The 25311-nt window shown below is 61.4% G+C and carries 15 protein-coding genes; 1 reads left to right on the plus strand and 14 read right to left on the minus strand.

Annotated features, from left to right (window positions below; all coding sequences use genetic code 11):
• Positions 1 to 117: 117 nt before the first annotated feature.
• From NYE40_RS16240 to NYE40_RS16305, 14 genes are all read right to left on the minus strand, one after another.
• Positions 118 to 2910: a beta-galactosidase gene (locus tag NYE40_RS16240; protein WP_339278675.1), complete on the minus strand. Its 2793-nt coding sequence runs from the start codon at positions 2908 to 2910 to the stop codon at positions 118 to 120.
• Between the two features lie 48 nt (positions 2911 to 2958).
• On the minus strand, positions 2959 to 3954 hold the full coding sequence (locus NYE40_RS16245) for a carbohydrate ABC transporter permease (RefSeq protein ID WP_339278676.1): 996 nt from the start codon (positions 3952 to 3954) through the stop codon (positions 2959 to 2961).
• Positions 3941 to 4876 carry a sugar ABC transporter permease gene (locus NYE40_RS16250; RefSeq protein WP_028597629.1) on the minus strand — a complete coding sequence of 312 codons (936 nt, stop codon included), beginning with the start codon at positions 4874 to 4876 and terminating at the stop codon, positions 3941 to 3943. Before NYE40_RS16250 ends, NYE40_RS16245 begins: the two co-directional genes overlap by 14 nt.
• Positions 4877 to 4888: 12 nt before the next feature.
• On the minus strand, positions 4889 to 7513 hold the full coding sequence (locus NYE40_RS16255) for a DUF5696 domain-containing protein (protein ID WP_339278677.1): 2625 nt from the start codon (positions 7511 to 7513) through the stop codon (positions 4889 to 4891).
• A 4-nt stretch (positions 7514 to 7517) separates the two neighbouring features.
• Positions 7518 to 8144 (minus strand): YIP1 family protein, encoded by a 627-nt coding sequence (locus NYE40_RS16260; protein ID WP_339278678.1) that lies wholly within the window; start codon positions 8142 to 8144, stop codon positions 7518 to 7520.
• Positions 8145 to 8195: 51 nt separating this feature from the next.
• The gene (locus tag NYE40_RS16265; protein WP_339278679.1) at positions 8196 to 9650 is read right to left on the minus strand and encodes a hypothetical protein; all 1455 of its coding nucleotides are present in this window, start codon (positions 9648 to 9650) and stop codon (positions 8196 to 8198) included.
• 23 nt (positions 9651 to 9673) lie between these two features.
• Entirely contained in the window at positions 9674 to 10483 is an 810-nt protein-coding gene (locus tag NYE40_RS16270) for a carbohydrate ABC transporter permease (protein ID WP_127464327.1), read from the minus strand.
• Between the two features lie 81 nt (positions 10484 to 10564).
• Complete coding sequence (locus tag NYE40_RS16275) at positions 10565 to 11509, minus strand: sugar ABC transporter permease (protein ID WP_339278680.1); 945 nt, start codon at positions 11507 to 11509, stop codon at positions 10565 to 10567.
• A 2-nt stretch (positions 11510 to 11511) separates the two neighbouring features.
• Positions 11512 to 14370, minus strand: coding sequence for an extracellular solute-binding protein (locus tag NYE40_RS16280; protein WP_339278681.1), 2859 nt, complete (start codon positions 14368 to 14370; stop codon positions 11512 to 11514).
• A 100-nt stretch (positions 14371 to 14470) separates the two neighbouring features.
• A complete protein-coding gene (locus NYE40_RS16285) occupies positions 14471 to 16549 on the minus strand; it encodes a hypothetical protein (protein ID WP_339278682.1) in 2079 nt (692 codons plus the stop codon).
• Positions 16550 to 16578: 29 nt separating this feature from the next.
• Positions 16579 to 17916 (minus strand): glycoside hydrolase family 30 protein, encoded by a 1338-nt coding sequence (locus tag NYE40_RS16290; protein WP_339278683.1) that lies wholly within the window; start codon positions 17914 to 17916, stop codon positions 16579 to 16581.
• Positions 17917 to 18156: 240 nt separating this feature from the next.
• Positions 18157 to 20961, minus strand: a complete 2805-nt coding sequence (locus tag NYE40_RS16295; RefSeq protein WP_180968382.1) for a beta-galactosidase — start codon at positions 20959 to 20961, stop codon at positions 18157 to 18159.
• Between the two features lie 361 nt (positions 20962 to 21322).
• Positions 21323 to 22378: a LacI family DNA-binding transcriptional regulator gene (locus NYE40_RS16300; protein ID WP_028597621.1), complete on the minus strand. Its 1056-nt coding sequence runs from the start codon at positions 22376 to 22378 to the stop codon at positions 21323 to 21325.
• A gap of 177 nt (positions 22379 to 22555) precedes the next feature.
• Positions 22556 to 24007, minus strand: a complete 1452-nt coding sequence (locus NYE40_RS16305) for an RICIN domain-containing protein (RefSeq protein WP_028597620.1) — start codon at positions 24005 to 24007, stop codon at positions 22556 to 22558.
• Positions 24008 to 24449: 442 nt separating this feature from the next.
• Here NYE40_RS16305 and NYE40_RS16310 point away from each other — a divergent pair, with 442 nt between their 5' ends.
• A complete protein-coding gene (locus tag NYE40_RS16310) occupies positions 24450 to 25310 on the plus strand; it encodes a helix-turn-helix transcriptional regulator (RefSeq protein ID WP_339278684.1) in 861 nt (286 codons plus the stop codon).
• Position 25311: the final 1 nt, after the last annotated feature.

Consider the following 25311-nt stretch of genomic DNA (forward strand, 5'->3'; position numbering starts at 1 on the left):
GCGCGAAAATGAACGGGCCGGTATCGGCTTTTTTACCCTTTTGACGGCGATATTGACTTTCGGCTCCGCCAGCGCGCCTCCTCGCGGATCGTCGAGTCCATGGCGGCCGGCGTTCTCCTACTCGATATGCGGCTCCCACTCGCGGGCTGACGCCTCGTCATACAGCAGCCGCACCCGGTCCGGCGAGCGGCCCTGCTCATCGAACAGGACGAGCCGGTTGCGCTCCTGCAGCCAGGACATCGGAATCTTGTAGTCCTCCTGCGGTCCGATCTGCCAATATCGCCCGAGGTCGATGCCGTTCAGCCAGATCGAGCCCTTGCTCATGCCTGTCAGCCGCAGCTTGAGCCTCGGGCGCAGCGTCTCCGGCAGCGACGGCGCTGCGAACTCGCAAGCATGCCAAGCTGGAGTCCCGGCGGCGGCAGCCGCTTCTTTTCCGGCCGCCCTCGCCGCACCGTCCGCCCTCGCCGCTTCGGCTTCCTCAACCGTCGCTGCAGCCGCGCCGAGCCGGGCCGCCGCCTCCGGCCGCTCCTCTCCGATGCCGGCCATGCTCCAGCCTCCGACGCTGTCGGCGGAGCGGTAAGCCAGCAGCTCCAGGCGCGGGATCGGGGACTTGAAGTACGGCATCTCGATGATGTTGATGCCTTGCTGCACATATGCCGACAGATCGACCGTCCGGTGAGCGAACCAGTTCTGGTAGCCCTCGAGCGGCACGATCCGGCCGTTGACGCGAAGCGGAACGGCCACGGCGCCGACGAGCAGCGCCCGGTCCTGTCCGTCCAGGCTGAACATGCGGGACAGGCTCGGCTGCCCGTCGACGGCAGCGACCCGGTCCAAATGAACGGCCGCCTCCGTCTCGCCGTCATCGGCCTTCCAGCCCGCGCGCAGGTCGAGCGCCACGCCATCGACATATCCCGTGTCGAACAGCCCTTTCGGCTCGCCCAGATCGGGCGAGAAGTTCAAGCGGCCCATGTTCTGCACGAGCAGCTGCAGCCGATTGCTTCCTTGCCGCAGGGGAAGGCGGACGGCAGCCGAGCCGACCTCGCGGATCAGCGCGGCTTCGGTTCCGTTGACGAATACCCGCGCCGGATCCTCCAGCCTCGGCAGAATCAGCGTCGTCCAGCCCTCGTGCTCCCGCTCGATCTCGCAGCTGTACAGCAGATAGCCGTACGGCTGCCCCCAGCTCGTGAAGTCCCGAGGCCGATCGACCGGCATGCCGCCGATGCAGTCCAGCTCCAACGCCGCGCTCGACCAGTCCAGCAGCGCCGGAGGCTGCGGCAGGCGGGCGGCCGCACGGCTGACCGCGACCTGGAACTCCCCCTCGCCTGCGGGCGTCAGATCGACATCGTCGCAGCCGAACAGCCACCGCCCGGCGCCGAGGCGCCAGGTCCGGTCCATCTCGCTGCCGCTCAGCACGATCAGGCGCAGCGCTTCCCCGCCTATCGTCAGCTCGATCGTTTGCGGCTCGCGAAAATGGTAGAGGTCGAAGGAAACGGTTCTCCCGTCCGGACTCCAGGAGGCGAGCTGCGGCCGCTCGCCTGCGAGCCGGATCGGCGCGGCGGCGGTCAGCTCCACGAACGAGCGCAGTCCGTCGCGCGCATGGACGATCAGCGTCCGCACGCCGCCGACGGGCTCGTTGCAGGCGAGGCTCGCCGTGCTCGTCAGACGCAGCCCTCCGCCAATGTCGACGGAGACGAGCACGGGGGCGATCTCGCCGGGATGGACGATGACCGGCAGCGTCCTGCCGTCCTCCAGCGTCAGATGGAACGTCTCCCTTTCCTCTTTCCCGCTTTCGACGAGCAGCAGCTGCTGATCCCCCCGCCTCCTGCCGCGCACGTCCAGCCCTGCCGACGCCCTGACGGCGGCAGCATCCAGCGGCTCCGACTCCAGCAGGAACGGCTCGATGGCCTGCACGAGGCAGGCGAGCCGCTTCGCGGCGAAATATTTCGGCGTCGTCCGGCCGTACTCGTCGAGCGGCGCATCGTAGCCGTAGGAGGTGACCATGAACGTATCGCTCGCGCCGACCGTCCGGCCGCCGTATCCGGCGAAGTTCGTGCCGCCGAAAAACATGTAATGGCTGATCCCGGAAAATCCGGCCCGAATGATCTCGAACATCCGCTTCTCATACAGCTCCGGCGTTTTTTGAATTGCGGCCGGCGCTCCCCAATGCTCGAACCATCCGCTCCAGAACTCGGTCACGATTTTCGGAGCATCCGGCTGCTTCCGGGCGAGCTTGTCAAAATGCGAATCCGCCCCGCTCCAGAAGTTCGCGCCTTCCACCGCCCCCTCTACGCCGCCGGCGCAGGTGATCAGCGGCACCTCGATGCCCCGCCGCAGCCAGCCGTCCCGCAAATAAGCCATGTACGGCCGGCTGGCCTCGTCATCGGCCAGATAGCCGTATTCGTTCTCGACCTGGACGAGAATGACGGTGCCGCCGGCACCGAGCTGGCGGTCCCGGATGATTTCGCCGATCCGGTCGAAATAGATGTCCACGGCGCGCAGGAACGTCTCGTTCGCTTCCCGGAAGCGGATGCCCTCCTTGCGGCTGAGCCACCACGGGAAGCCGCCGAAGTCCCATTCGGCGCAGATGAACGGCCCCGGTCTGACGATGACCCATAGGCCGAGCTCGGCGCACAGGTCGAGGAACGCTCCGCAGTCTGCATCGCCCTCGAAGCGCCACTGCCCCTCCTCCGGTTCATGGACGTTCCAGGCGAAGTACGTGTCGATGCTGTTCATCCCCGCCAGCTTCGCCTTGACGAGCGTCTCCCGCCACTCCGCGCGCGGCATTCGAAAATAATGGATAGAGGCGCTTTGGAGGAAGACCCGCTCGCCATCGATGACAAAGCTTTTGCGGTCGAAGTCGACTCTCGACTGCCGCTGGCCGGCAGATCTGGATAAGGATAAGGATTTCATAAAGGTGTACGCCTCTTTCTGTCTGGATGGGGTCGGCAGCCCGGCCGGTTACCCGACGATGCCGGACTGCTCCAGGTTTTCGACGATCCGCCGTTGCGCGAAGAAATACAGGATCAGGAGCGGCAGCAGGAAGATGAGAGCCGCCGCCTGCTTGACGGCGTCGAACGCGAACGTCGTCGCGCCCGGCACGTCGTACCAGGTGCGGACCGCGTACAGGATGTTGTTTACGTTCGCAGGAGCGAACGTCGTCGCCAGCTTGATGCTCAGGTACGGGCCATCGGGATGGAAGTAGCCGGTATAGTACGTATCCCCGTAGTTCCATACGAAAGCGAGGATTCCGACGGTCATGATCGCCGGAAGCGCGTTGGGCAGCCCGATCTTGAAGAACGTCCGATAGAAGCCGCAGCCGTCGATATAAGCCGCTTCCTCGAGCTCGGCCGGCATCCCCTTGAAAAACTGGCGGAAAATGAAGACGAACATGCTCTGCTTCACGCCGAAGCCGAGCAGCGCGATCGCGTACAGCGTATACGGCTGGTTGATCAGGTCGATCGGGCCGCCGCCGAGCGCCGAGGCGATCCCCAGGACATCGAAGTTTTTGAAGCTCAAGTATTGCGAGATGAGCAGCGACTGAGGCGGGACGACGAAGGACAGGATGACGAGCCCCATGACGGCGTTCCGGCCCCAAAAACCGATCCGGCCGAGCGAATAGCCGGCGATGGCGGACATGAAGATCTGAATCAAGGCGATCGCCGCCCCGTAGGCGACGGACTGCAGCAACGGCAGGCCGTTGCCGAAGACGAGCCGCATCGCAGCCCGGAAGCTGTCTACGGACAGCTCGATCGGCACCCAGATGACGTCGGGATTGCCGAGATCCTCGAGGTTGTTGAACACGAACGGAATCAGCTTGATCAACGGATACAGGATGGCGAACCCGAGCCCGATGACAAGCGAATAGAAGAAATACCCGATGACGATGCCGCGGATCGCCTTCTTGAGCCGATAAGCCTGGACTCGATTTTTCGTCCGCGTTTCACTTTGCAGCATGGCTCAGCTTCACCACCCGGTTCATGATCAGCATCAATAGCAGCAGGTCGGCCAGCACGTTGACGAGATAAACGACCGACAAGGCGGAGCCCGCGCCGATATTGTTCTTGTTGAAGGCGAAATAATAGATTTCCGTGGAAATCGGAGACTTGAGGAACATGTCGACGAACGTATAGATCAGCGCGAACAGCGAGATGTTGCCGACCAGCGGCAGCGTAATCTTCCAGAAGATCTCGTAGCTGTTGGCGCCCTCGATCTTCGCCACCTCGTAGAGCGACGGGTTGATGGACTGCAGTCCGGCGAGGAAGATGAGCGTCTGCACGCCTGTCTGCGAGAGCAGCAGGAAGATGTTCGTCGCCAGATCCGAGATGAACATCGTGATGTCCCGGGGCAGGAACGTGTACTCCCTCAGGAAATCGAAGATCATCTCGTTGTCGATGGTGCTGTCGACGGCCGCATCGGCCACGTCCCCGCCTGTCGAGACCATGATCAGGTCGACGACGACCTTCAGTCCAAGCACGATCGGCAGGAAAAAGACGACCCTCGCCAGTCCCTGGCCCTTGAACTTCACGTTGACCAGAATCGCGCAGAACAGGCTGAAGACGACGATGACCGGCGTGTTGATGAAAATATTGACGTTCTCGTCGGAGAACACCCTCAGGAACGGCTGGCTCTGGCTCGATACCTCGACATTGAAGAGATTCGTAAAGTTGTCGAGGCCGACATACCGGAGCGCCATGCCGCCCGTTTCCGCCACGCCGACTTCATGAAAAGCGTACTTGATCGTACTGGCCAGCGGCGTGACGAAAAACAGGCCGAACCCGATCAGCCACGGCAGCACGAACACGATGCCATGGATTTTCTGCATCGTTTGGTAGGAGAGGCGCGATCTCTTCCGAATCTTTTCTGCCGCACCCGGCATGGCATTACCTCCTTACGGCGTTGGCTGGATGACATAGCCAAGAGCGTCCAGATTCGATCCGGCTGCTGCGACCGGAAATTTATTGTAGTTGACGATGACCGAGGCGCCCGAGGCATAGGTCGTTTCGAACACATTATCCGCAAGCATCCGATGGCCGACGATCTCCTTGGAGCCGATCGCCGCCAGCCCCTCGCTGTATTCGGCGTATACGGCCTTGATCTCGTCGGCGAGGACGGCGTACTGCATGGAGAAGTAATCGCTGTACTCCGAGTTTTTGAGGACGTCGACGTTCTCCGCGCTGATCGTGAACTTCGGCAGGCTGCCGAGCTCGAACGCCTGCAGGAGGAAGTAATCGCTGCGATCCGCCGCAAGGTTCACGTCCAGCGTCGTATATTCCGTCAACCCGTTCATGACGAGCTGCCGGAACGGAATCGAGCTGTACATCGTCGCATAGCCGCTGCTCTCCCGGGAGATGTCGGAGGCATAGGCCGCATACCCGATCCGGTCGATGGCCGGATTTTCGAGGATGAGCTTCTTGCGGGCGGACAGCTTCTTCAGGTTCTCCTCGACGATGCCGCGGCTGATGACCGGATCGACGATTTCACGCGGATTGTAGCTCGCATAGTAGGTCGAGCCCATGTCGCCGAGCGAGAGATTCGGATACGCCTGCGAGTCCTTGAGGAATTTGTCCACCGTGTCGCTCAAACGAAGCGGATGGAGCAGATAGCGGCCTCGGCTGTCCGGATCGAACTTGCCGAAGGCATAATTGTACTTGCGGATCTCGACCGGCTTGCCGTCGTAACCGTACAAGGCGTTGCTTTTCGGCCAGAAGCCTCCGCTCGTGTCCGCCACCCGCATCAGATCGGCGTGGAGGAACAGCGAGCCGTTCCCGCTCTCGACCTGCTTGCGCAGCGCCTCGAGCTCCTTCCTGCTGCCGTTCGCTCCGACCAGCTCCGCCTTGTTTCCGATCGTGTTGTCCATGCCTCCGTTGAAGACGCCCTTGTAGTTCACGACCGCGTTCACGTCCTGCAGATCCTTGACGATGTCCAGCAGCTGGCTGTATGTCGTCATGGAATACGGCTCGGTATACGGGACGCCGAGCCTCCTCTTCTCCAGCGTGACCGTTCCGATCACGTCCAGGAACAGCTTCGGCTCCGTCGAATAGGCCGGCTTCAGGCCGTAGGTGTCGATCAGATGCTGGCGATACGTCTGGGCCAGATCGTAATAGTCGACCTTCCCGGCGAACAGCTTGTAACGGACCGTGTAGTCGACCGGGATTAAGCCGGTGTCCGCCAGGAAGCGAGCCTCGTTGTCGCTGTAAGGCCCGAACACCTTCACCCGCGAATACTGCGTGGAGTCGAAGGAGCTGTACACCTTGTTGTACAGCGAGCCTCCCGCCGAAGCGTCCTTCGTGCCGAGCTGCACCTTCACGTAGCCGAGCTCCGCGCCTTTTTCGACGATGCCCAGATGTCCTTGAGATTTGCCGCGGAGATCGGTCGCGTACAGGCCGAACACCGGCATCGACAGCGTTTCGGGATATTCCGGCAGCTCGTATAACGTGTTGTAGTAGGTATTGTCGTACAGCGGACGCTCGTATTCCGGGAACTTGCCGTTGAACGTATTGATCTGGAACAGCGCGCCCGCCCCGTCCGGCACGACGATCTGCCCGTCCTCCGCCTTCTCGGCCGACACCAGTCCGAATGCAGGAAGCACGCTGATGTTCTGGATCGTGTAGAAGTCGTTGTCTCCCTCGATCGAGTAGGACGGCACGCGGACGACGAGATCGCCTCGATCGAGCTTCGCCTCCATCGTCACGACGAAGCGGGCCGGCTGCGCGATCGTGACCGAAATGCCATACTGCTGGCTGTCCGCCAGCAGCATCTCGGTCGTATAGCCGACCGCCTTGGAGAACTGGATCAGATCCTTCACGAGCGAGAGCGGCGGCAGCCCGGAAAACTTGAAGAAGTAGAGGCCGTTGTCCTCATCCCGCTGGTACGCGATGGAGAGCGATTCTTCATGCTTTTTCGCCTGAGCCTCCGTCAGCTTTCCCTGGCTCACCGCCTGCTCCAACTTTTCGAGGAAGAGCTTCTCGTAATGTTCGATCGAGATTTTCTGCGGCAGGTACTCCTGCAGGCGGTACGATTCCGATTCAAAAAAATCAAACACGATCTGCACGCCGCCGTCGATCCGGTTCAGCGTGTAGCGGCCATTCTGGATCGCGTACTTGTACGCATCCCATTCGTACATCGCGCTGTCCTTGCCGAGGAACCGGATGAGGAGCGGGGATTTTTCGGCATCCCCGCTCTTGCCGTCCTCAAACAGGCTGTTCCACGTCGCTCCGCTTTGCGCGTCCACGACTTTCAGATTCAGCGTGCGGGCGTCGAGGTACAGCTCCCTGCCTTCGTTTTGGGCCAGCAGCACCGTGCCGGCCCCCTTGTCGATCTCGCCCGTCGCGGGCGACAGTCCCGCCCGCTCGTATTCCGGCAGCGGCTGCCGTCCGATGCTGTAATGCTGGACGACGGAGGGGAGATAAGCGATCGCGGCGGACGCCAGCACGGCCAGCAGCGCGAGCGCCAGCGCCATCCGGCCCGCGGCCTTTTTTCGTAAGGACGCCGCTTCGCGCAAATCCTTCAGCATGTCGTCACCACCTCTTTGATAGCTCCAGGAACACGGCATAGACGAAGCCGACGACTTTCCCGATCAGCGTGAAATAGAGCATCGACAGGAAAAGAATCAGAACCGCCGAGGCGCATGATGCGGCCAGCGTCACGATGTTGACGAGAGCCGAATATTCATGCGTGACGGTCAAGCCGCAGAACAGCAGGAACGCGAACCATACGGTCCCGATCGCCGTAAACGCCTGCAGCAGCCCCGCCTCCTCCTGCGTCACGACATTGCTCAGAACGATGCCGGCGAGGTCGAACGCCAGCTTCGGCAGGAGCGCATAGCTGAGCACGATGTAGATGTCGCCGATCGTGCCGTTGCCGTCGAACAGCGTCGTCACGCTCCAATTGCTGAGCAGGAACATCAGGAACGGAAACAGCGTCGTCACGAAGAGGGCGATGCTGTTCATCTCGAACAGCGGGAAGTAGTTCAGGATGAAGCCGGTGTACTGATAGCTCAAGATGCCCGTCAAGCCGCAAAGGAGCATGATGATCGTCGCCAGCGCGAAATTCCGTTTGCCCAGGAACTTCACCTCGTAGAACCCGTCGAACGGATGGAAGAGCACGCGGAGCATAGACTTGCCGTCTTCGACAATTCCGGTCATAAGTCGCGATCCTGCCTTTCTTTCGAGAACATGATGGAGCCGCCGCATCGATCAGCCGGTCTTTCGGTTGTACCGGTATTCCGAATAGAACAACAGGACCGCGAACGCGACGAACACGAGGACGAACCACAGGAAATGATGCTGGATGAACAGGTTGCGATACTCCGCGAACGCCTGCGAATAATAGCCGCGGCTGTTGCCGAGCTTCGTGTAGTACATCGCCTCGTCGAACTCGTCCTGCATCAGAAGGTTGCGGCCGACTCCCGTATAGGCGATGTCGTAGTTGGCGTTGCGCTCGAGCGTGTCCAGGTAAGCTCCGCCCGCCGCTTTCCAATTCCCGTTGAAATACTGCTTCTCCGCTTCCAGCGCGGCCGCTCCGAACTCCGTCGGCTGGAACACGGACGCGCTTCCGAATTGCCGGTCGAGCAGGATCAGCCGATCTCCGAACCAGGCGATCGAGGTCGGCTCCTTGACGTTCCCCTTCAGGTTGCCGATCGAGTTGAACACGTTCATGATGTCGCCCTCGAAGTTGTAAAGGAACACCCGGCCCATCGTCTTGTCCAGAAGCGCGTACACGCCGTAATCGGAAACGGCGATGTCGACGAACTGGCTTTCCTGGCCCGTGACCCGCGTCAGATCGCCCATGACGGGGAAATATCCGTTCTGGACGAGGATGTTCTCCCCCTTCGAGTTGAACCGGAACACTTTGTTCTGCGCGGACGGGTCGAACGTCGTCGCATAGATGAGTCCTTCCGCATCGATGCTGATGTTGTTGAAGGAAGGCGCGAACAGCTTTTTCATCTTTTCCTTCTGCTGGCTGGAGGCCAGCGACTTCCAGAAGAAGTCCGCCAGATCGACCCGCGGCTTGTTCAAGCCGAAATACCGGGAGAAGGACCCGTCGGGCTGGATCTCGATGATGCCTTCGTAGCTGCCCTGCACGACGACGCTGATTTTCCCGTTCTTGTCGACGACGAGCTTGGATGGCTTGAACAGGGTCGCTCCGACCATGTTCTCCGGCCTCTCGATCGTCCGCTTGAACGCATAGGTCATCCCGTCCAGGACGACGATCCGCTCCGCGCCCGTGTCCGCGATATACAGCTCCTCGGACGCCTCGCTGTAGAACACGCCCTCCGGATTCGTCAGCATCAGCTGCTTGCCGGTCGCTTCGCTCACCATGATCTTGCCGGCTCCGTCGCGGATGAGCTTGATCGACGCTGCGAAACGGAGCTGGGCATCAAAGACGCTGATGCGGCTTTCCGTCGCGTCCGCCACAAAGATCCGGTCTTCGGAGACGAAGACATCATCGAAGCTTCCGACCTTGATCGGCTCCATGTCGCGGCTGTCCAGCGTATCGACCAGCTCGAACGCCGGAGGACTTCGCTTGACGTTCCCCCAGGCGTCGTACGTGTAATTGCTTTCGAACGTCGTGGCGGCATGCGCGCTCGCCAGCGGCCAGATCAAGCAGAGCACGGCCGCGATGCCGGCCGCCCGCAACGTTTTCCTCATCGCGAGAACCCTCCTCTCCGTCGTTATTCCTTGATGCCTGCCGAGGCCATCGTCTGGATGACGTTGCTCTGCGAAAAGATGAAGACGGCCACCGGCACGACCAGCATGATCAGCGTTACGGCCGAGGCGACCCCCGTGCGGGCGACGCCGGCATTGACGATCTGCGCCAGCGCATAGCTGATCGGCTTCAGCTTCTCGCTGAAGATGAAGCCGCCGCCCGTCGTCCCCCAGAAGTTCTGGAACGAGAGGATGATGAGAGTGATCCAGGCCGCCTTGGACAGCGGCATCATGACTTTCCAAAAGATCGTGAACTCGCTCGCTCCGTCGATTTTGGCCGCCTCGATCAGCGCGTCGGGCACCTGGACCATGAAGTTCAGCATGAGGTACAGTCCGAGCGTCGAGCCGACCGAGGGCAGGATGACCGCCCAGTAGCTGTCGATCATATTCAGCTTCGACATGATGACGTAGTTCGGCAGCGCGGTGACGGTGCCGTTGAACATGAGGGAGTAGACGATCAGCTTCGACATCGTCTTCGAGCCGGGAAAGACGTATTTGGCCAGCGGAAAAGCCGCCATCGAGCCGATGATGACCGTGCCCGCCGTGCCGGCCGCCGTAAGGAACAGCGTATTGAACAGATAGCGGGACATCGGGATCCAGGAGTTGCCGATGATGATGAGCAGATCCTGGAAGTTCGTCAGCGTCGGGCTCAGTACGAACAGCTTCGGCGGGAAGAGGAAAATCTCGTTGAGCGGCTTGAACGCGTTGTTGAGGATGAACACAAGCGGCCAGACGCTGAACAGGCCGAACAGGCCGAGGAAAAACGTCAGGCTCATGTCGCCCAGAATGCTTCGGTTCCTTCGCCTGAACTTTCGCGACAAGTACGCTTTTTTGACCGCTGCAGGAACGACGCTCACCTAAACCCCTACCCTTCTCAAAGCTTTCTGCACGATGATGTTCGTGAAGACCATGATGAAGAACAGCACCGTCGCGATCGCCGAGGCGTAGCCCATCTCGTAGCGGATGAAGCCGTAGTCATACAGATGCGTCAGGATCGTATGGCCTGAATACTCGATCGAAGGGAAGCCGGCAAGCTCGATCGACAGCTGCGACACCGACAGCGAGCTGGTGATCTGCATGACGGCTCCGAACAGCAGCTGCGGCTTCATGGACGGCAGCGTGATGAACCAGAGCTCCTGCCACCGGTTGCGGATGCCGTCGATCTGTCCGGCCTCGTACAGCGTCCGGTCCACGTTTTGCAAGCCCGCGATGAACGCCAGGAAGCTCACGCCAAGGCTCAGCCACAGCTGGACCAAAATCAGGATCGGGAACACGTACTCCTTCTTGTCGAACCACAGGATCGGCTCGCTGATGAAGCCGAGCCGCAGCAGCCAGGCGTTGGAATAGCCGTACATATCGGACGAGAAGATGAGCTTCCAGATCAGATAGGCGTTGCCCGAAATCGAAGGCGCGTAGAACACCAGCGTCATGACCGCGCGCACTTTCGGCGTCAGCTCGTTGATCAGCCAGGAGAAGACGAAGCACATGATATAGCTGACCGGCCCGGTGATGAGCGCGAAAAACAGCGTGTTCTTCACCGCGACCAGAAAGATTTCGTCGTTCACGAGCAAGTTGATGTAGTTCCCGAATCCGACGAACTTCGGCAGCTCGAGCATGTTGAACGAGGTGAAGCTGAGCACGATCGAAGTCAGGACGGGAATGACGGTAAACACGATGAAGATGACCGAGAACGGAAGCAGCAGCAAGTATTTCTCTTTATGTCTTTTCCAGACATGCGAGATCGACGTCTCGCTCTTGCGGGTCAGGATAGGTTCCCGGATCGAATTCCGACTCGTCTGCATACTCACCTTGCCCCTCTATCTGTGGAGAGCTTGAATTCCTTGCGCTTCTTCTCCAGCTCCCGATCGATCTGCTTGATGTTCATATACAGCGCCTCGCGCGGGTTCCGGCCGCTCGTCACGACCGAGCGGAATGCATAATCGATCGCCCGCGGCGTCATGTAGCCGCCCGGCACCTCGGGGAATCCGACGGTGTCCTCGAGCTGCCGCATCAATTGCTCCGCGTCCTTCGCCGCCCAGGGCAGCCGCTTCAGCACGTCGACGTTCGCAGTCGGGTACCTGGCGGCGGAGCCCATGACCGATTCAAGCGCATTGGCGTATTGAGCCTGCGTCTCCGTCTCGGCCCACCACTTCATGAATTCCCATGCCGCTTCCTTCTTGTCCGACGCCTCCATCATGACGCTGTCGATCGTCGTCGCCAGCGCGGCGCGGTTCACGCCGCCGCCGGCCTGCTCGACTCCCGGCAGCGGCGCGAACGACCATAAGCCGCGGATTTCCGGAGCGAACACCTCGAGCTGGTTGTAGGTGACGTACGGCGCGATCCCGACCGGCATCGATCCGGTGCGGAACCGGTTCGGGAAGTCGGCGGTGACAGGCAGGCGATAGCTCGTGAAGAAGCGGGTCAGCTGGTTGAACGCGCTCATCGCTTCATCGCTGGCCAGCCCGCTCTGGATGCCGTAATCGCTGCCGCTGCCTTGGTACAGGTCTCCGCCCGATTGGTACACGAGCGACGGATAAAGCTCCTGGCCGGAGATATAGAAGTCGTAGTTGTTGGCATGAAGGACGGAGATGACATGCTCGGCCTCGGCCCAGGTGCCGGGCGGCTGCAGGCCGAGCTGGTCGAGGATGTCCTTGCGGTAGAACATCATCAGGAACGTCGACTGCTCGGGAATTCCGTATACGCCGTCCCGGTACGATACCGTCCTCCACAGGCTTTCGTTGAAGCGGCTGCGGATGCCGTCGAAGCCGTCCAGCTTGGACAAGTCCGCGAGCGCGCTGCGCATCGCGAAGTTGACGACCGTCGCCTGCGGGATGGCGAGTGCGACGTCGGGGCCGTTGCCCGCCAGCGTCGCCGGCAGGATGACCTCCTCCGGGATCAGCTGCAGCTCGACGGGGATGTTCGACCTCGGCGTGAAGCTTTGATCGATCAGCGTCTTGATGACCTGGGCCTGATCCCGTCCCGCCGCGATCCACACCTTGATGGCGCCGTCCTGCTCGCCGCTGGACAGCGTCGTCTCATCGACGAAGAAGGTCGAGAAAAATCGGACCGCTCCGTAATAGGCGCGGACGAACGGATTCGGCTTGGCGGCCGGGAGCGGGGCGTCGGGCGCGGACAGCGTAAAGCTGTCGAGCTGCAGCGGCATCTCCGAGATCGAAGAGATCCAGGTGCCCATCGAGGAGATGTTGTTCTCCATCGTGGCCAGCTCCGTGATGACCGCTTCCGGATTTTGGCTCAGCCGCTCCGCCTGCACCTGCATTTTTTCAATCATCGCCGTCTTCTCGCCCTTTTCGCCGGTGATCCTCACCAACTCGCGGACGACAGCCTGCAGCCGCTCGCTCTCCTCCTGCAGCGTCTGCGCGTAGCCGGGAATCTTTTTCGTGATCTCATAGTCGATGTACCGATCCGGCACGAGGCCGGTAATCTGGACCGTCTTGCGGTACAAGCCGTTCAGAGCGAGCACGCTCTTCTCGACTTCCGACAGCGGCATGGCAAAATCGCCCAGCACGACCTCCAGCGAGATCGTATTCTCGCCTTGCTTCAGCGGAATGAGGTATTCCTCGCCGCCGCTTCCCGGCACATAGTGGACGAACCCGGAATGGAAGGCGAACGGGATCGCTTCCGCCTCGCGGAAAGGGACTTCCCCGTTCACCTTCAGCTGCCGGTACGACATGACGCCGCGGTTCGTATTCTGCGCCCCGCGGAAGGAGATCCGGTACAGCCCCTCCTCCGGCGCCTCGATGCGCCAGGAGATGAAGTCGCCCGGCGTCCTCCAGCTCGTGCCGCCGATCGTGTTCAGCTTGATTTTATAGGGATGGTAGGGAACGGTGCTGGGATTGGCGTAGTCGGTGGCCAGCATGATGTCGACCGACGATTTCTCGATTCCGACCGTGCGGCCGTCGGTCCGTTCCGCCTGATAGACGAGGCTCGCTCCGTCATATACCTTGAGCTTCGATTGCCATTGCGCCAGCGCGTCCGCATAGGGCTTGATCTCAGGCGCCGCTCGCAGCGTGATGCCGCGGATCTCGATCGGCTCCTTGACGGATTCGAAGGAGAGGTCATGCGTACCCGCGCTCAAGTAAAAGGCATACGGCTCCAAGCCTCGCTTGCGCGAGTCGTTCAAATAGACCGTCATCGGCTCCGTCTTTTCGATCGCGTTGGGCCGAATTTCGTTCCCATCCTTCTGCGCGATGGCCGCGCTGCTGTCCCATACGCGATGGAAGACCAGCTGGTCCATGCCGGCGAACAGGCTTTTGCCGTCGATCCGCAGCTTGCGCTCGATCTTCGCGTTCGTTCCTGCGACAGGCGCATACGTGAGCGCGATATGGTAGAATCCCGCCTCCCGCACCGGCACGCTCCAGGTGATGCTGCCGTTCTCGCCAGCGATGGCCGCGCCGTCCCGGTAGCTTGCCTCCATGCCGTCCGAGGCGGTGAAGGAAGCGACATCCACCTCGATGGCCGAGGAAGCCATCTTCCCTGCATAACCGGCGCTCTCGAGGTAGGCGCGGTACGATTCCTCGAGATAGCCTTGCCGCTCTTGCGTTCCATCCGCCGTCAGCGCATTCACGCTGCCTGCTCCTGCCGCAGACAGGAGCAGGGCGAATGCCGGCAAGGCCAGCGCCGCGCACAACATCGTTCTTTTCATCTTGGACATACGCCTGGACCCTCCATTAAAGGGCTGCGGACGGCGGCCGCCGCCCGGCTGGGCGCCGCATCCGCAGCCCGCAGCGATTCGCGTCTGCTCCTTACTCGACCGTCACCGGAATGGTCAGCTCCGCCGCATTGCCGGCAAAGTCCTTCACCGAGAGCTTCACGTCATAGGTGCCCGGCGTCGTCACATCGAGGCTTCCGATGTCCGCGGCAATCTGGCCCTTCAGATCGAAGCCGTCCTTGTCGACCGCCTGATCCACGAAGTCCGCTCCCCAGTTGATGGCCGAGGCGTCTTCATCCACCTTCACCTTGCGGTATTCCGCTTTTGCGGCGAGGGTCGGCGGCTTTTTGTTGTTCGGATCGTAGACGATGACGGCAAAGGCTCCTTTGCCTTCGTTGCCGGCGGCATCCTTGGCGGAAAGCGCAAGGCCGCCGTCATAGCTTCCGACCGTATCGAACTTCGTCTTGGAGACGTCGACCGCGACGCTTGCAAACGGAATCTCGCCGTCAATGCCGTCCGCCGCCTTGACGAACGCATCCCATTTGATCGTCGACGGATCCGTGCCGGCCGCGACGGCGATCGGCGTGCCGGTCGCCGTAAAGGCAGGCGGCATGTTGTCCTTCGATTCGCCGGAGCTGATCGTCTTTTCAACCGCAGCCATCGCGTCTACGATGACGTTTTTCTGCGCGTCGATCGCGCCGGCATATTTCGGAGAGCCGTTCAGTCCGTACAAGGAATTGCCGAGGATGACGTCCGTCCATATGTTGCTCCATGGCATGATCGACGCATATTCGTTCGGGCTGCTGCCGGAGATGGCTGTGAACGCTTCCAAAACGGCGTCTCCATATTGCTCGTTCGTGACGTCGAAGCCGTAGTTGATCGCCGTGCTCTTCGCTTGCTTGCTGAAGAAGTCCAGCGCCTTGTCGCTGCTCGCCAGCGTCTTGTAGACGGTCGACCAATAAGTCTTGTAGGCCTTCAGCGCAAGCTCCGTCTTCTCTTTGGAGACGCCCTTCAGGACGGCGAACTGATTGTTCGGGAAAATGACCTGGCCATACTTCGGATCGTCGGCCGCGATGCCGTCCGGTCTCGGGAACGGCACGACGCCCATCGACTCGCCGCGGGACGCCAGCGTCTGGCCCGCTCCGTTCGACAGCCACGGCACCATGTTGGTGAACACGGTCTCTCCGTTGCCGAAGTCGCTGCCGTTCCAGGTCCAGCCCGGAACGGAGGAGTCGTCGCCGTATCGGGACGTCATCATCAGGCTTTTCGACATCAGCCGATCGAGATAGGCTACCGCCTCCTTGGCTTCCGCCGAATCCGCCGTCAGCCCGTCGGCTCCGTACACCGCTCCGCCGTTGGCGTGGATCGCCTGGAACGCCGTATAGCGATAGTCGGTCTGGAACGGCTTGATCGGCACGTCCGTCCGCACCGGCGACTTTTTGTTCGCGTAATACTCGTTGACCTTGGACAGGTAGCTCTCGAAGGCCGACCAGGTCCATTTGCCTTGCTTCCACAGATCATGCGGATAGACCGTCTTGCCGTTTTCCTTGAGCGCGTCGACCTTGTCGAGGTACGAGATGTTGTAGACGAGCGGCCAGGCGTTGACAAAGTCGAGGATGTAGTTCAGGAAATATTTGTTGCCGAACATCTTTTCGCCGAGCATCCAGGCGTCGTCCGGATCGCTGAAGATGCTTTCGTACTCGTCCAGCGGCTGGAAGATGTTCTGCCCGATGAGCGTTCCTTGCGAGCCGCCCCACAGCAGCGCCAGGTCGACGAGCGGAGCATTCGCGAGCACCGACTTCAGCAGCGACTCCCGCAGGTCGGTCGGGTATTGCAGCCATTTGATCTCGACGTTGAGCTCGCTGAGCACCGCCTCCTGGGCTTTCTGGCGGGCGAGCAGCTGCTCCGGCGACATGCCCGGCTCGCCGGTCACAGGATCCTTCCAGCTCGGGTCGTCTCCCGCCTGCCAGTGGGTGCCGAATACGATGACGGTCGGCTCTCCCTTGCCGCCTCCTCCGCTCGGCTGCGGCTCCTCCTTGTTTTGCGCCGCTTCGTTTTTAGCCGGAGCTTCCGCTGCCGGATCTCCGTTCGAATTCTCGCAGCCGATCAAGACGGTGAAAAACATCGCGATGGCCATGAACATCGCAGGCAGCCTTTTCGATTGGATTGCCATGTTCGATCCTCCCCATTTGGTTTGCGCCTTCATCTTTGCCAAAATCCGGCCGTTCGTGCCTGGACGACGAATGTCGTAACCGATTCCGGCGGCAGGACATAGTTCCCGAGCGAGCTCACCTCCTTCACGAGGCCGAGGTCGCGAGCCTCCGACGTTTCGTAGATCTCCGCCTTTTTGCCATGCAGCCCGGCGAACGAGACCGGCTTCTCCTGCTTCCCGGCATTGACCGCCACGATGACGGTCCGGTCCTGGTCCGGACTGACATAAGCGGAGGCCAGCACGTCGCTGTCCTCGCTCGCGGCCCCGATCCGGGTCGAGCCCGGCTGGATGAACCGCGAATAATTGCCGAAGCTCCACATCCGCTTCGCGGCGCCGAACTGCCTCGTGGACGGATCGACGTACACCAGGGCGTCGCGATAGTCGCCCTTGGCGACGGCCAGCCACTGCTCCCAGGTGGATACCGACAGGATCGTCATATCCTCATGGATCGTCCTCGCCAGCACGAGAGCCGCCTCCATGCCCGCCGCGTTGCCGTCCACCATCTCGCACCATTCGGTCTGATGCAGCGGGAGCAGGTCGTCGAACTGCGAGAAATACTCGGCCGCGATCTTCTTGTCCTTCACGCTCGACCAGTAGGAATGCACGGCGTAGGCGTCGATCGCGCGGGACAGCACCTCGTCGCCCATGATCCGCTTATACATCGCGAGCGTGTACTCCGGGTCGTTCCAGGTGCCCGACTCGGCGACCAGCAGCTTGACGGGGAGCTTTCTCGCCTCCAGCTCCAGCGCCACCTTGCGGGACAGGCGGATCACTTGCTCCGGCTCGTAATGGCAGCCCTCCTGCCCTCCCTTCCAGTCCCACTGCGGCTCATTGATCGGGCTCAAGTATTTGACCGGTAATCCTTCGCGGACGATCAGCTCCGTGATGTCCACGAGATACTTGGCGAACGCCTCCTCGTTCTCCGGAGGGAGATTCGGCTTGCCCGACGGCTCTCCGGAGGAATAGCCCGATGCGGTCAGCCTGGCGGGCGGACTGTTGGCGAACAGCACGATGTCCGCTCCGCGCTTGGCCGCCTCCTTCATCGCCTGGACCGCGTTCCGGTCCCGGTCGAGGTCATAGACGCCGGGGGATACCTCCACCGTCATCGTCGTCCGCCACGGATCGGTTGCGATCGTCGGCTTGCCGGCTCCGATGTTGTAGCGGTAGATGTCGAGCCCGATGCCCTGCTTGTCGTCGTACAGCAGGTCCATGATCGCATCCAGATGCTTCCAGCCGCCGACCTCCTGCGCCCACCACGCTCCGGAGGCTCCGAATCCGTCGATCGTCTGGTAAGCCGTGTCGTAGTCCAGCTGAATCCGTTTGCCCATGAGCGCTTCCCCTTTCCCTGGCTCCTCATCCGCGCCGTGCTTTGGCGACAGCGGCATCGCGAGGAGCAGAATCAAGATGCCGCATGCCGCCAGACCTGCCAATCCGGCCAGAACGATCCTCTTTGACCTGTTCCGCATCGCTTCTCCCCCTATCCTGGACGCTGCCGTCATCGACGTATGGACTATGATGAAACGGGTTACATAAATCGACAGCCCCGCTCGCCTCCACCCCCGTCCAGCCTATACCGGGCGGAACGACAGCTCCTCCAGCACGGACGGCGCTTCGCCGTCGACCGCCTCCAGCAGGAGCGCCAGCTGGCCGGCCTCCTCCCGGAACCACGGCCCCGGCACATAAAACGAATCCTGGCTCCCGCCCGTGAAGAAGGGACGAGAACGGCTGCCTTGCAGCCAGATGCGGCCGACCAGACGCCCGTTGAACAGCGCCGTCAGCTTGAGATTCGAGCCTTTCGCCTGAACCCGCCAGCCTTTGCCGTCATTCGAATGGCCGACGGCTCCGATCAGCCAGCCCATGTCTCCGGCCTCCAGCTGGACGGGCAGCCGGACGTTTGCCGCTTCCTGCAGCGACTGGGCGTGGGCATGCAGCTGCTCTTCCTCGCCGGAGAAGATTTCCCATCGGTTGGCTGCGACGCCCTCGTACAGCGTCACTTTGCCGGCGGCGGGCCCAGGCTGCCTCTCCATGAATACCGCGAGCTGAACCGGCTCTCCAGGCTGGACAAAAGCGGAGAGATCGACGTATGGATCGCCCGGATGAACCGGGCCGGCGTCCTTTCCGTCGACGAAGACATGGACCGATGCCTGCAGACCGTCGAAATGCAGCGTCCAGCAATTTGCGTCGCTCGCCGCTTGAAAGCGGTTACGATAATACTCGAGAGCGGGTCTCGCGGACGACAGCCAGCCTCCGAAGCTGACGATCGGCCATAACGCTTCGTCGGCCGTCCTGCCGATCCATTCCTCCTTCGGCTCGCGGTCCGTGGCGGCCTTCACCCGCCAGTTTCCCGTCAGAGGGATGACTTTCGTGACGGTGGCGAGCCCCGTCAATCCTTTGCCGGCGTGCAGCCGTAGTCCAGGAAGACGGATATCGTCGAAATTGCTATGCCCCCAGATCTCCGCCCGCACCGTAATCGGAATCGGACCGTCCGTCGCCGGATCTGCGAACGGAACGTATCGGCTCGATCCTCCAGGAACGATCGTGGCCAAGTACCGCTTGCCCGCATAAAGGGACAGGACGTCGCTTCCGTTGCGCACGAGCAGCCCCTGCGGCTCCGCGGCTGGCGGCGGCTCCGTCTCCGCGACGTACCAGCCGTAGCCTCGTTGGATTCCGTACGACTCCAGATATCCGGCCCCGCCGGCCGAGAAGCCGTGGCGGCGCGATGTCGATAGCGGGCGATCCGCCTCCACGGGCGAGAACGTCCACGGAATGTCAAGCTCGACGGCTTCCTTTCGATAGTCCGGCATTTCCCCGAACCGCAGCTCGCCGTCTTCTCCAATCTCCTCCAGCAGCAAGGCGCGGGAGCGGTCCATCGCGATCAGCTCCAGCACGGAGCCGTCCGGGAGCGCGATCCTGCACGCCGCGTCCTCGCTCGAATCGAAGGTCAGCATGAGCGCTCCAGCCGTTTCATCCGCGTCCATGCCCGACGTCTCCAGCACCGTCGCTCCCTCGATTTTCAGCGCGATCTCGCCCTGGCCTTCCGCGTGGAAAGCGAGGACCGTCTTTGAGCCGAGCTTGCGGCAGCTCCACAGCTCCGCCGTCGCATGCAGCAGCGTGCCCTCGATTCCCCAGGCGCGAAGCGGCACGCCTACCGGCAGCGCCAAGGAGCGCCAGCGCTCCAGCCGGAGCGTCGACCGCTGCGGAATCCGCGTCCCGGCGATCTCCAGCACGACAGCCGCCGTTTCTTCCGCGACGTTGGAGACGAAGCCGAGATAGCCGCCGTCCCGCAGCTTAAGCGCTCTCGAGCCGGCCGCCGCTCCTTCCGGAGCCGCCAAGGTCCGCATCATCCCCTGCCCCGCAGGCGCCGCTTCCGCCAGCGTCGCGCCATAGGCCGCCATCAAGCGGCCGAGCAGCCTGCCCTCGTACGCCTCGGGACGGATATGCCCTTCCGGAGAGATCATGCCGCCGAAGTCATAGTCCGAGGTTAGGAAAGCAAGCGGCTTGCCCCAGTTGTTCGTCGCGTTGGTGAATCCGAAATCCGTCCCTGACACCTGCAAATAAGGGCCGAGCAGCTTCGCGCCGCAGGACAGCAGCCGCCGGAGCAGGAAGTGGGAGCGGTTCGTCTCCGTCACCAGCAGCGGCAGTCCCTTCCCGGCGAGCAGCTCCTGATAGCGGCCGACCTTCTCCTCGAACGCAGGGTCGCGGTCGTTCGGATAGAAGTTGCAGGTCGGCACGACTCCATCCGCGAAGCCCGACGCCTCCATCAGGCCGCCCTGCCCCGCGCAGGCGATCAGCGGCACGGCGATGCCCCGCTCGAGGGCCATCTCGCGCAAGGCGGAGATGTAGCCGCGAGGGTCCTTGCAGCCGTAGAAGTCCAGCTCGTTGTCCAGCTGCACGGCGACGATCGTGCCGCCGCTGCCGATCTCATAAGCTTTCAATACGGGGAGGATGCGGTCGAACCACTTCGCTGTCGCTGCGAGGAAAAGCGGATCGTTGTCCCTCAGCCTCATGCCTTCGGCGGCGGACAGATAGGCAGGCAGCGCCCCTCCATCCCACTCCGAGCAGATATAGGGACCCGGCCTGGCGACGACGAACAGTCCAGTTTCATGCGCTTCCTGCAAGAAGGCGCGGACATCCTTCTCGCCGGCAAAATCCCATTGCCCTTCCTCCGGCTCATGGTAATTCCACGGGAAGTAGACATCGATCGCGTTGTAGCCGAATGCCTTCAGCTGGAGCATCCTTTCCCGCCATAAGGCTCGCGGTATGCGGAAGTAAAACAGCGAGGCGCAAAGGAGCAGCTCGGACTTTCCCTGGATGCGGACTTCATTTGCCGCCAGACTGACGGGAGCTGCGGCGAGGGCGGGCGATTTCATCATCGGTTCATCCTCCATAGTCAGACTATGAAACGGGTTTCACTAAAGATTAGAACGAATTGCTTCCCATCGGAATCAAGCCAGGAGCAGAAACGGTACAGCCTCGTTGAAATAGATCCGATGCTTTTTCCTTCACAGGATCGATCTCAATGATTTTTATGTAATGGGTTTCATAGATAAGGAAGTGAAATAGAGGAAATCGAATCGATGCCGTTTTTTTGTAAGGGGTTTCATTTGGATAATGTCATTCTAGTCCGAGGCCTCGTGGATGTCAATCGCTGTCAGTAAAATTTTTTAGGAATGTCCCTTGCCGCGCGCTCTCCGTACCCGCTCCTGCCGATGAGCAGGGGGAGCCGGGGGGCGCTCATCCCCCCTTGCGGACGGCGGCCGTCGATTGGCGCACGACCAGCTCGGGCAGGACCGAAAGCAGCTTCGGCACCTTTTTCTTCCCGATCATCCGATGCAGCGTCTCGGCGGCGAGGCGGCCGATCTCGGCGGCCTTGAGCGATACGGTCGTCAGCTCCGGGATGCTGTTGGCAGCGAACTGGATGTCGTCGTAGCCGATGATCGACAGCTCCTCGGGCACGCGCACGCCGGCGCGGCTCGCCGCCTTGAGCGCTCCGATCGCAACCAGATCGTTCAGGCAAAAGATCGCGGTCGGACGCGGGTTCATGGCGAGCAGCCGGGAGGTGAACTCCACGCCAGCCTCGACCGAAAAACCGTCCTGCAGCATCCACTCCTTGCGCGGCTGCAGGCCATGCTCCCTCATCGCAGAGCGGAAGCCCTGCAGCCGCTGCTGCGTATTGCTCATCGCCGAATAGCCGCCGACGGCGGCGATGTCGCGATGCCCGAGCTCGAGGAGATGCTGCGTCGCCAGCACGGCGCCGAGCTTCTGGTCGGTGGCGACGCGGTTCAGCCCGACCTGCGGCAGGCTTCCGTTGAGCAGCAGGAACGGAACGCGCCGCGCCGCTTCCTCCACTTCGCGAATCATTTGGGGATCCGGTCGCGACAGATCGATGCGCCCGCCGAGCATGACGATGCCGTCGACCTGCTTCTCCATCAGCAGGCTGATATATTGGGACTCCCGCTCGTACTGATTGAGAGTCTCCTCGTTGGTCGAGAACGTGTCGCACAAAAAGTACGTATACCCCATCTTCCGCGCCTCGCGGTCGAAGCCCGCCAGCACCTCCGGAAAGAAGGGATTGGTGATGTCCGGCAAAATGAAGCCGATCATGCCGGTCTCCTTGCGGATCAGACTGCGGGCCAGAGCATTCGGCTGGAACTGGTATTTCTCAATCAGCGCGCTGATGCGCTCTCTCGTTTCCTTTTTGACCGGCGCCGTGTTGTTCAGCACCCGCGAAACGGTCGCTACCGAGACGTTGGCCTCTCTGGCGATATCATAGACGGTGACCGTCTTCATTGGCGGACTTCTCCCTTTCCTTCAACCCAATTTGAAATCGGTTGCATTATCGTAGCATCGTCAGCCCTTGCGTGCAAGCTCTTTCCCGGCTGCTTCTGCTCTTTTCCCTTTAGAGAAAAAAGCGGCACGCGCCAGAAAGGCGCGTGCCGCTTCGATGCTCCATCGTTTATGCAAGGCTCAATTCGCTTCTACGATCTGCCATTGCTGATTCGCGCCGTTGTTGTCCGTCCAGCCGATGACGTTCGCGCCGTCAACGAGCGAGCCGGATGAGACGTCGATCACTTTGCCCGTGGCCCGATTTGTCAGCTTGAAAAATCCGCCGCCAGCGTCGATCAGCTGCCAGTGCTGGCTGGTCCAGCCGCCATCGGTCCACTGCTCCAGCGCGGTGCCGTCCGCCGAAGCGCCGCCCGTCGGCCCGAGCAGCAGGCCGCCGTTCTGGTTCTGCAGCTTGTAATAGCCGCTGCCGGCGTCGATGAGCCGCCAGCGCTGGCTGCCCAGGTTGCCGTCGGCCCGCTGCTCCGCGTCGGCGCCTGTCGCGGTCGAGCTTTCTTTGATGTTCAGCAGCTTGCCGCTCTTGCGGTTCACCAGCTCATAATTGACGTTGGAGTTGACCGAAAACGGCACGCCCGCGACCGTGCCTGCCGCCGCGTCGATGTTCAGCTTCGGATACCAGCTCATCGACAGCGTGGTCGAGGATGGGAAGCTTAGCGGCAGCCACACATACTTGGAGTCGTTGACCGGACTGCTCCAGGCCCCCGCCCAGCGGTCGCCCAGATAGAGATAGGACGTTCCGGAAGAACCTTCGACCGGAACGACATGGGTCGATTGGGAGCCGAAGGTCGTCGAGTCGCCGAGATTCGCCAGTGCGCTCCAGGAGCCGCTGATGCTGGACGCTGTCGCGTACTTCGCCTGATTGGGGCTCCAGCCGGTCGCTCCGGAAGTGATCAGGAAGTAGGTCGAGCCGCGCTTAAACATAGCCGGCGCCTCGCGGTACGATCCCGGCCACAGCGTCTGCACGAGCGATTCCACGCCGAGGAAGTCCGGCGTCAGGCGATAGATGTTCAGATCCGCGTTGACCCGGGTCGCGGAGATCAGATACGCGGTCCCGTTGTCGTTGAACACCGTCATGTCCCGGGAATCGTAGCCGAGCGGGCGAAAGCTGCCGTGATACGTGTACGGCCCCTCGATGGAAGAGGAGGAAGCGACCGCTACGCGAGCTTCTCCATAATCGACTCCGTTTTCCTTATGCGCCCACAGGACGTACTTCGAGGTCGCCGCGTTGTAGATGATTTTCGGACGCTCGATATTTGCGGTCGCCAGCTCCGCGGCGGACGACTTGGACAAAATATTTGCTCTGAACTCCCAGTTTTTGAGATCGGTCGAGCGATAGAGCGAGACATAGTTCGTTCCGTCCCGATTCTCCCCCGCCCAGTAGTAGTAGGCACCTACCTTGATCATGCCGCCGCCATGAGCGTGGACGACTCCGCCGCTCGTATTCTTGAAGGCGATGCCGTTCGTGACGCCCACGACAGCGGCTTCCCCTGTACTGCCCAGCGGCATGAACCCGATCGTCGCCGAGATCAGCAGCATCAGCGCGAGCAAAACGATCCTCTTTCCTCCAGTCATCATTTCATTCCTCCTCTTTATTTAGATGAGTCTAGAGACGGGGCGATATTCCCCTTGGAACACGGCGGTTCTTCACCTCCTTCCCCACGACTGTAAGCGCATACAGTCGATTGTTCCAGTATACAATTCTGTCTTTTATGAACAAACGCGGCTTTCCACCCTGCCGGTGCTGATCGTCTACCCGTTCCTGCAAAAGTACTTCTACAAAGGCGTCCTGATCGGATCGATCAAAGGCTGATCTCCGTTCCGGGCTGCCGCTTCGCGAACGCAAGCCTCCGCCTCGGCATCCCGCAGCAGCAGCTGCGTATGTCGAGGCTTTCCGGCGTTTACCGCGGGCAGGCCCTCGGCGCAGACCGCGCGGCTCGAGTTGACTATGAAAGCGTTTAAGGGTATCTTTTCTAGCAAATGGATTGCGAACGACCAAACGAGACCAAGGGGTGGGGAGATGAACGAACGGAATCTCGTCGTCATGGAGGTCCCGCCGATCCCCCACTATGTGGCGATCGGCCGGGCGACGCTGCAGCCGGGCGAGCAGCATCCGAGCCGCCGCCATCTCGGCTTGTTCGACCTGCTGTGGGTCGTCAAGGGAACGCTCTATATCGGCGAGGACGATCGGGAGTGGGAGGTTTCTTCGGGCCAGACGCTGCTGCTCCTGCCGGACCGATTCCATTATGCGGTCAAGCCGTGCGCGGAGGAGACCGTCTTCTACTGGATCCACTTCGACTATGCCGGAGCGGCCGTCCAGGCGGAGACGGCTTCCAGTCCCTATCATTCGGCGCGGAACGCCTGGGAAAACCGGTATTCGATCCGGATGCGGCAATATTCGACGTCCGTCGACTTGTCGATGGCCGAGCGGCATCTGAACCAGCTGCTCGCCTATTCCGGCGAGCTCCGGCATGAGGCGTTCTGGAACGAGCAGCAGCTGTTCATGGAGCTGCTCAAGCTGCTTGAGGAGCGGTTCAGCGGCAAAAAGAGCTCTCCGATCGTGCGGCTCGCCGAGCAGACGGAGGCGTATCTGCGGCAGCACTACCAATCGCCGCTGACCAACGAATCGCTCGCGGAGGCGCTGCACTACCATCCGAACTACATCATCCGGTGCATGAAGGAGATCTACCATTGCACGCCGATGGAATATTTGCATGACTACCGCATGGAGCAGGCCAAGCTGCTGCTGCTGAAGACCGACTGGCCCATCGCCAAAATCGCGGAGCAGGTCGGCTTCCAGTTCGCGCCGTATTTCTCCAGCTGCTTCAAGCGGTTCGCGAACGTCTCGCCGCTCAAGTTCCGGAAGCAGTTTACTTCGTAGG

The sequence above is a fragment of the Paenibacillus sp. FSL W8-1187 genome (assembly GCF_037965485.1).
Taxonomy (GTDB): Bacteria; Bacillota; Bacilli; order Paenibacillales; family Paenibacillaceae; genus Paenibacillus_O; species Paenibacillus_O pasadenensis.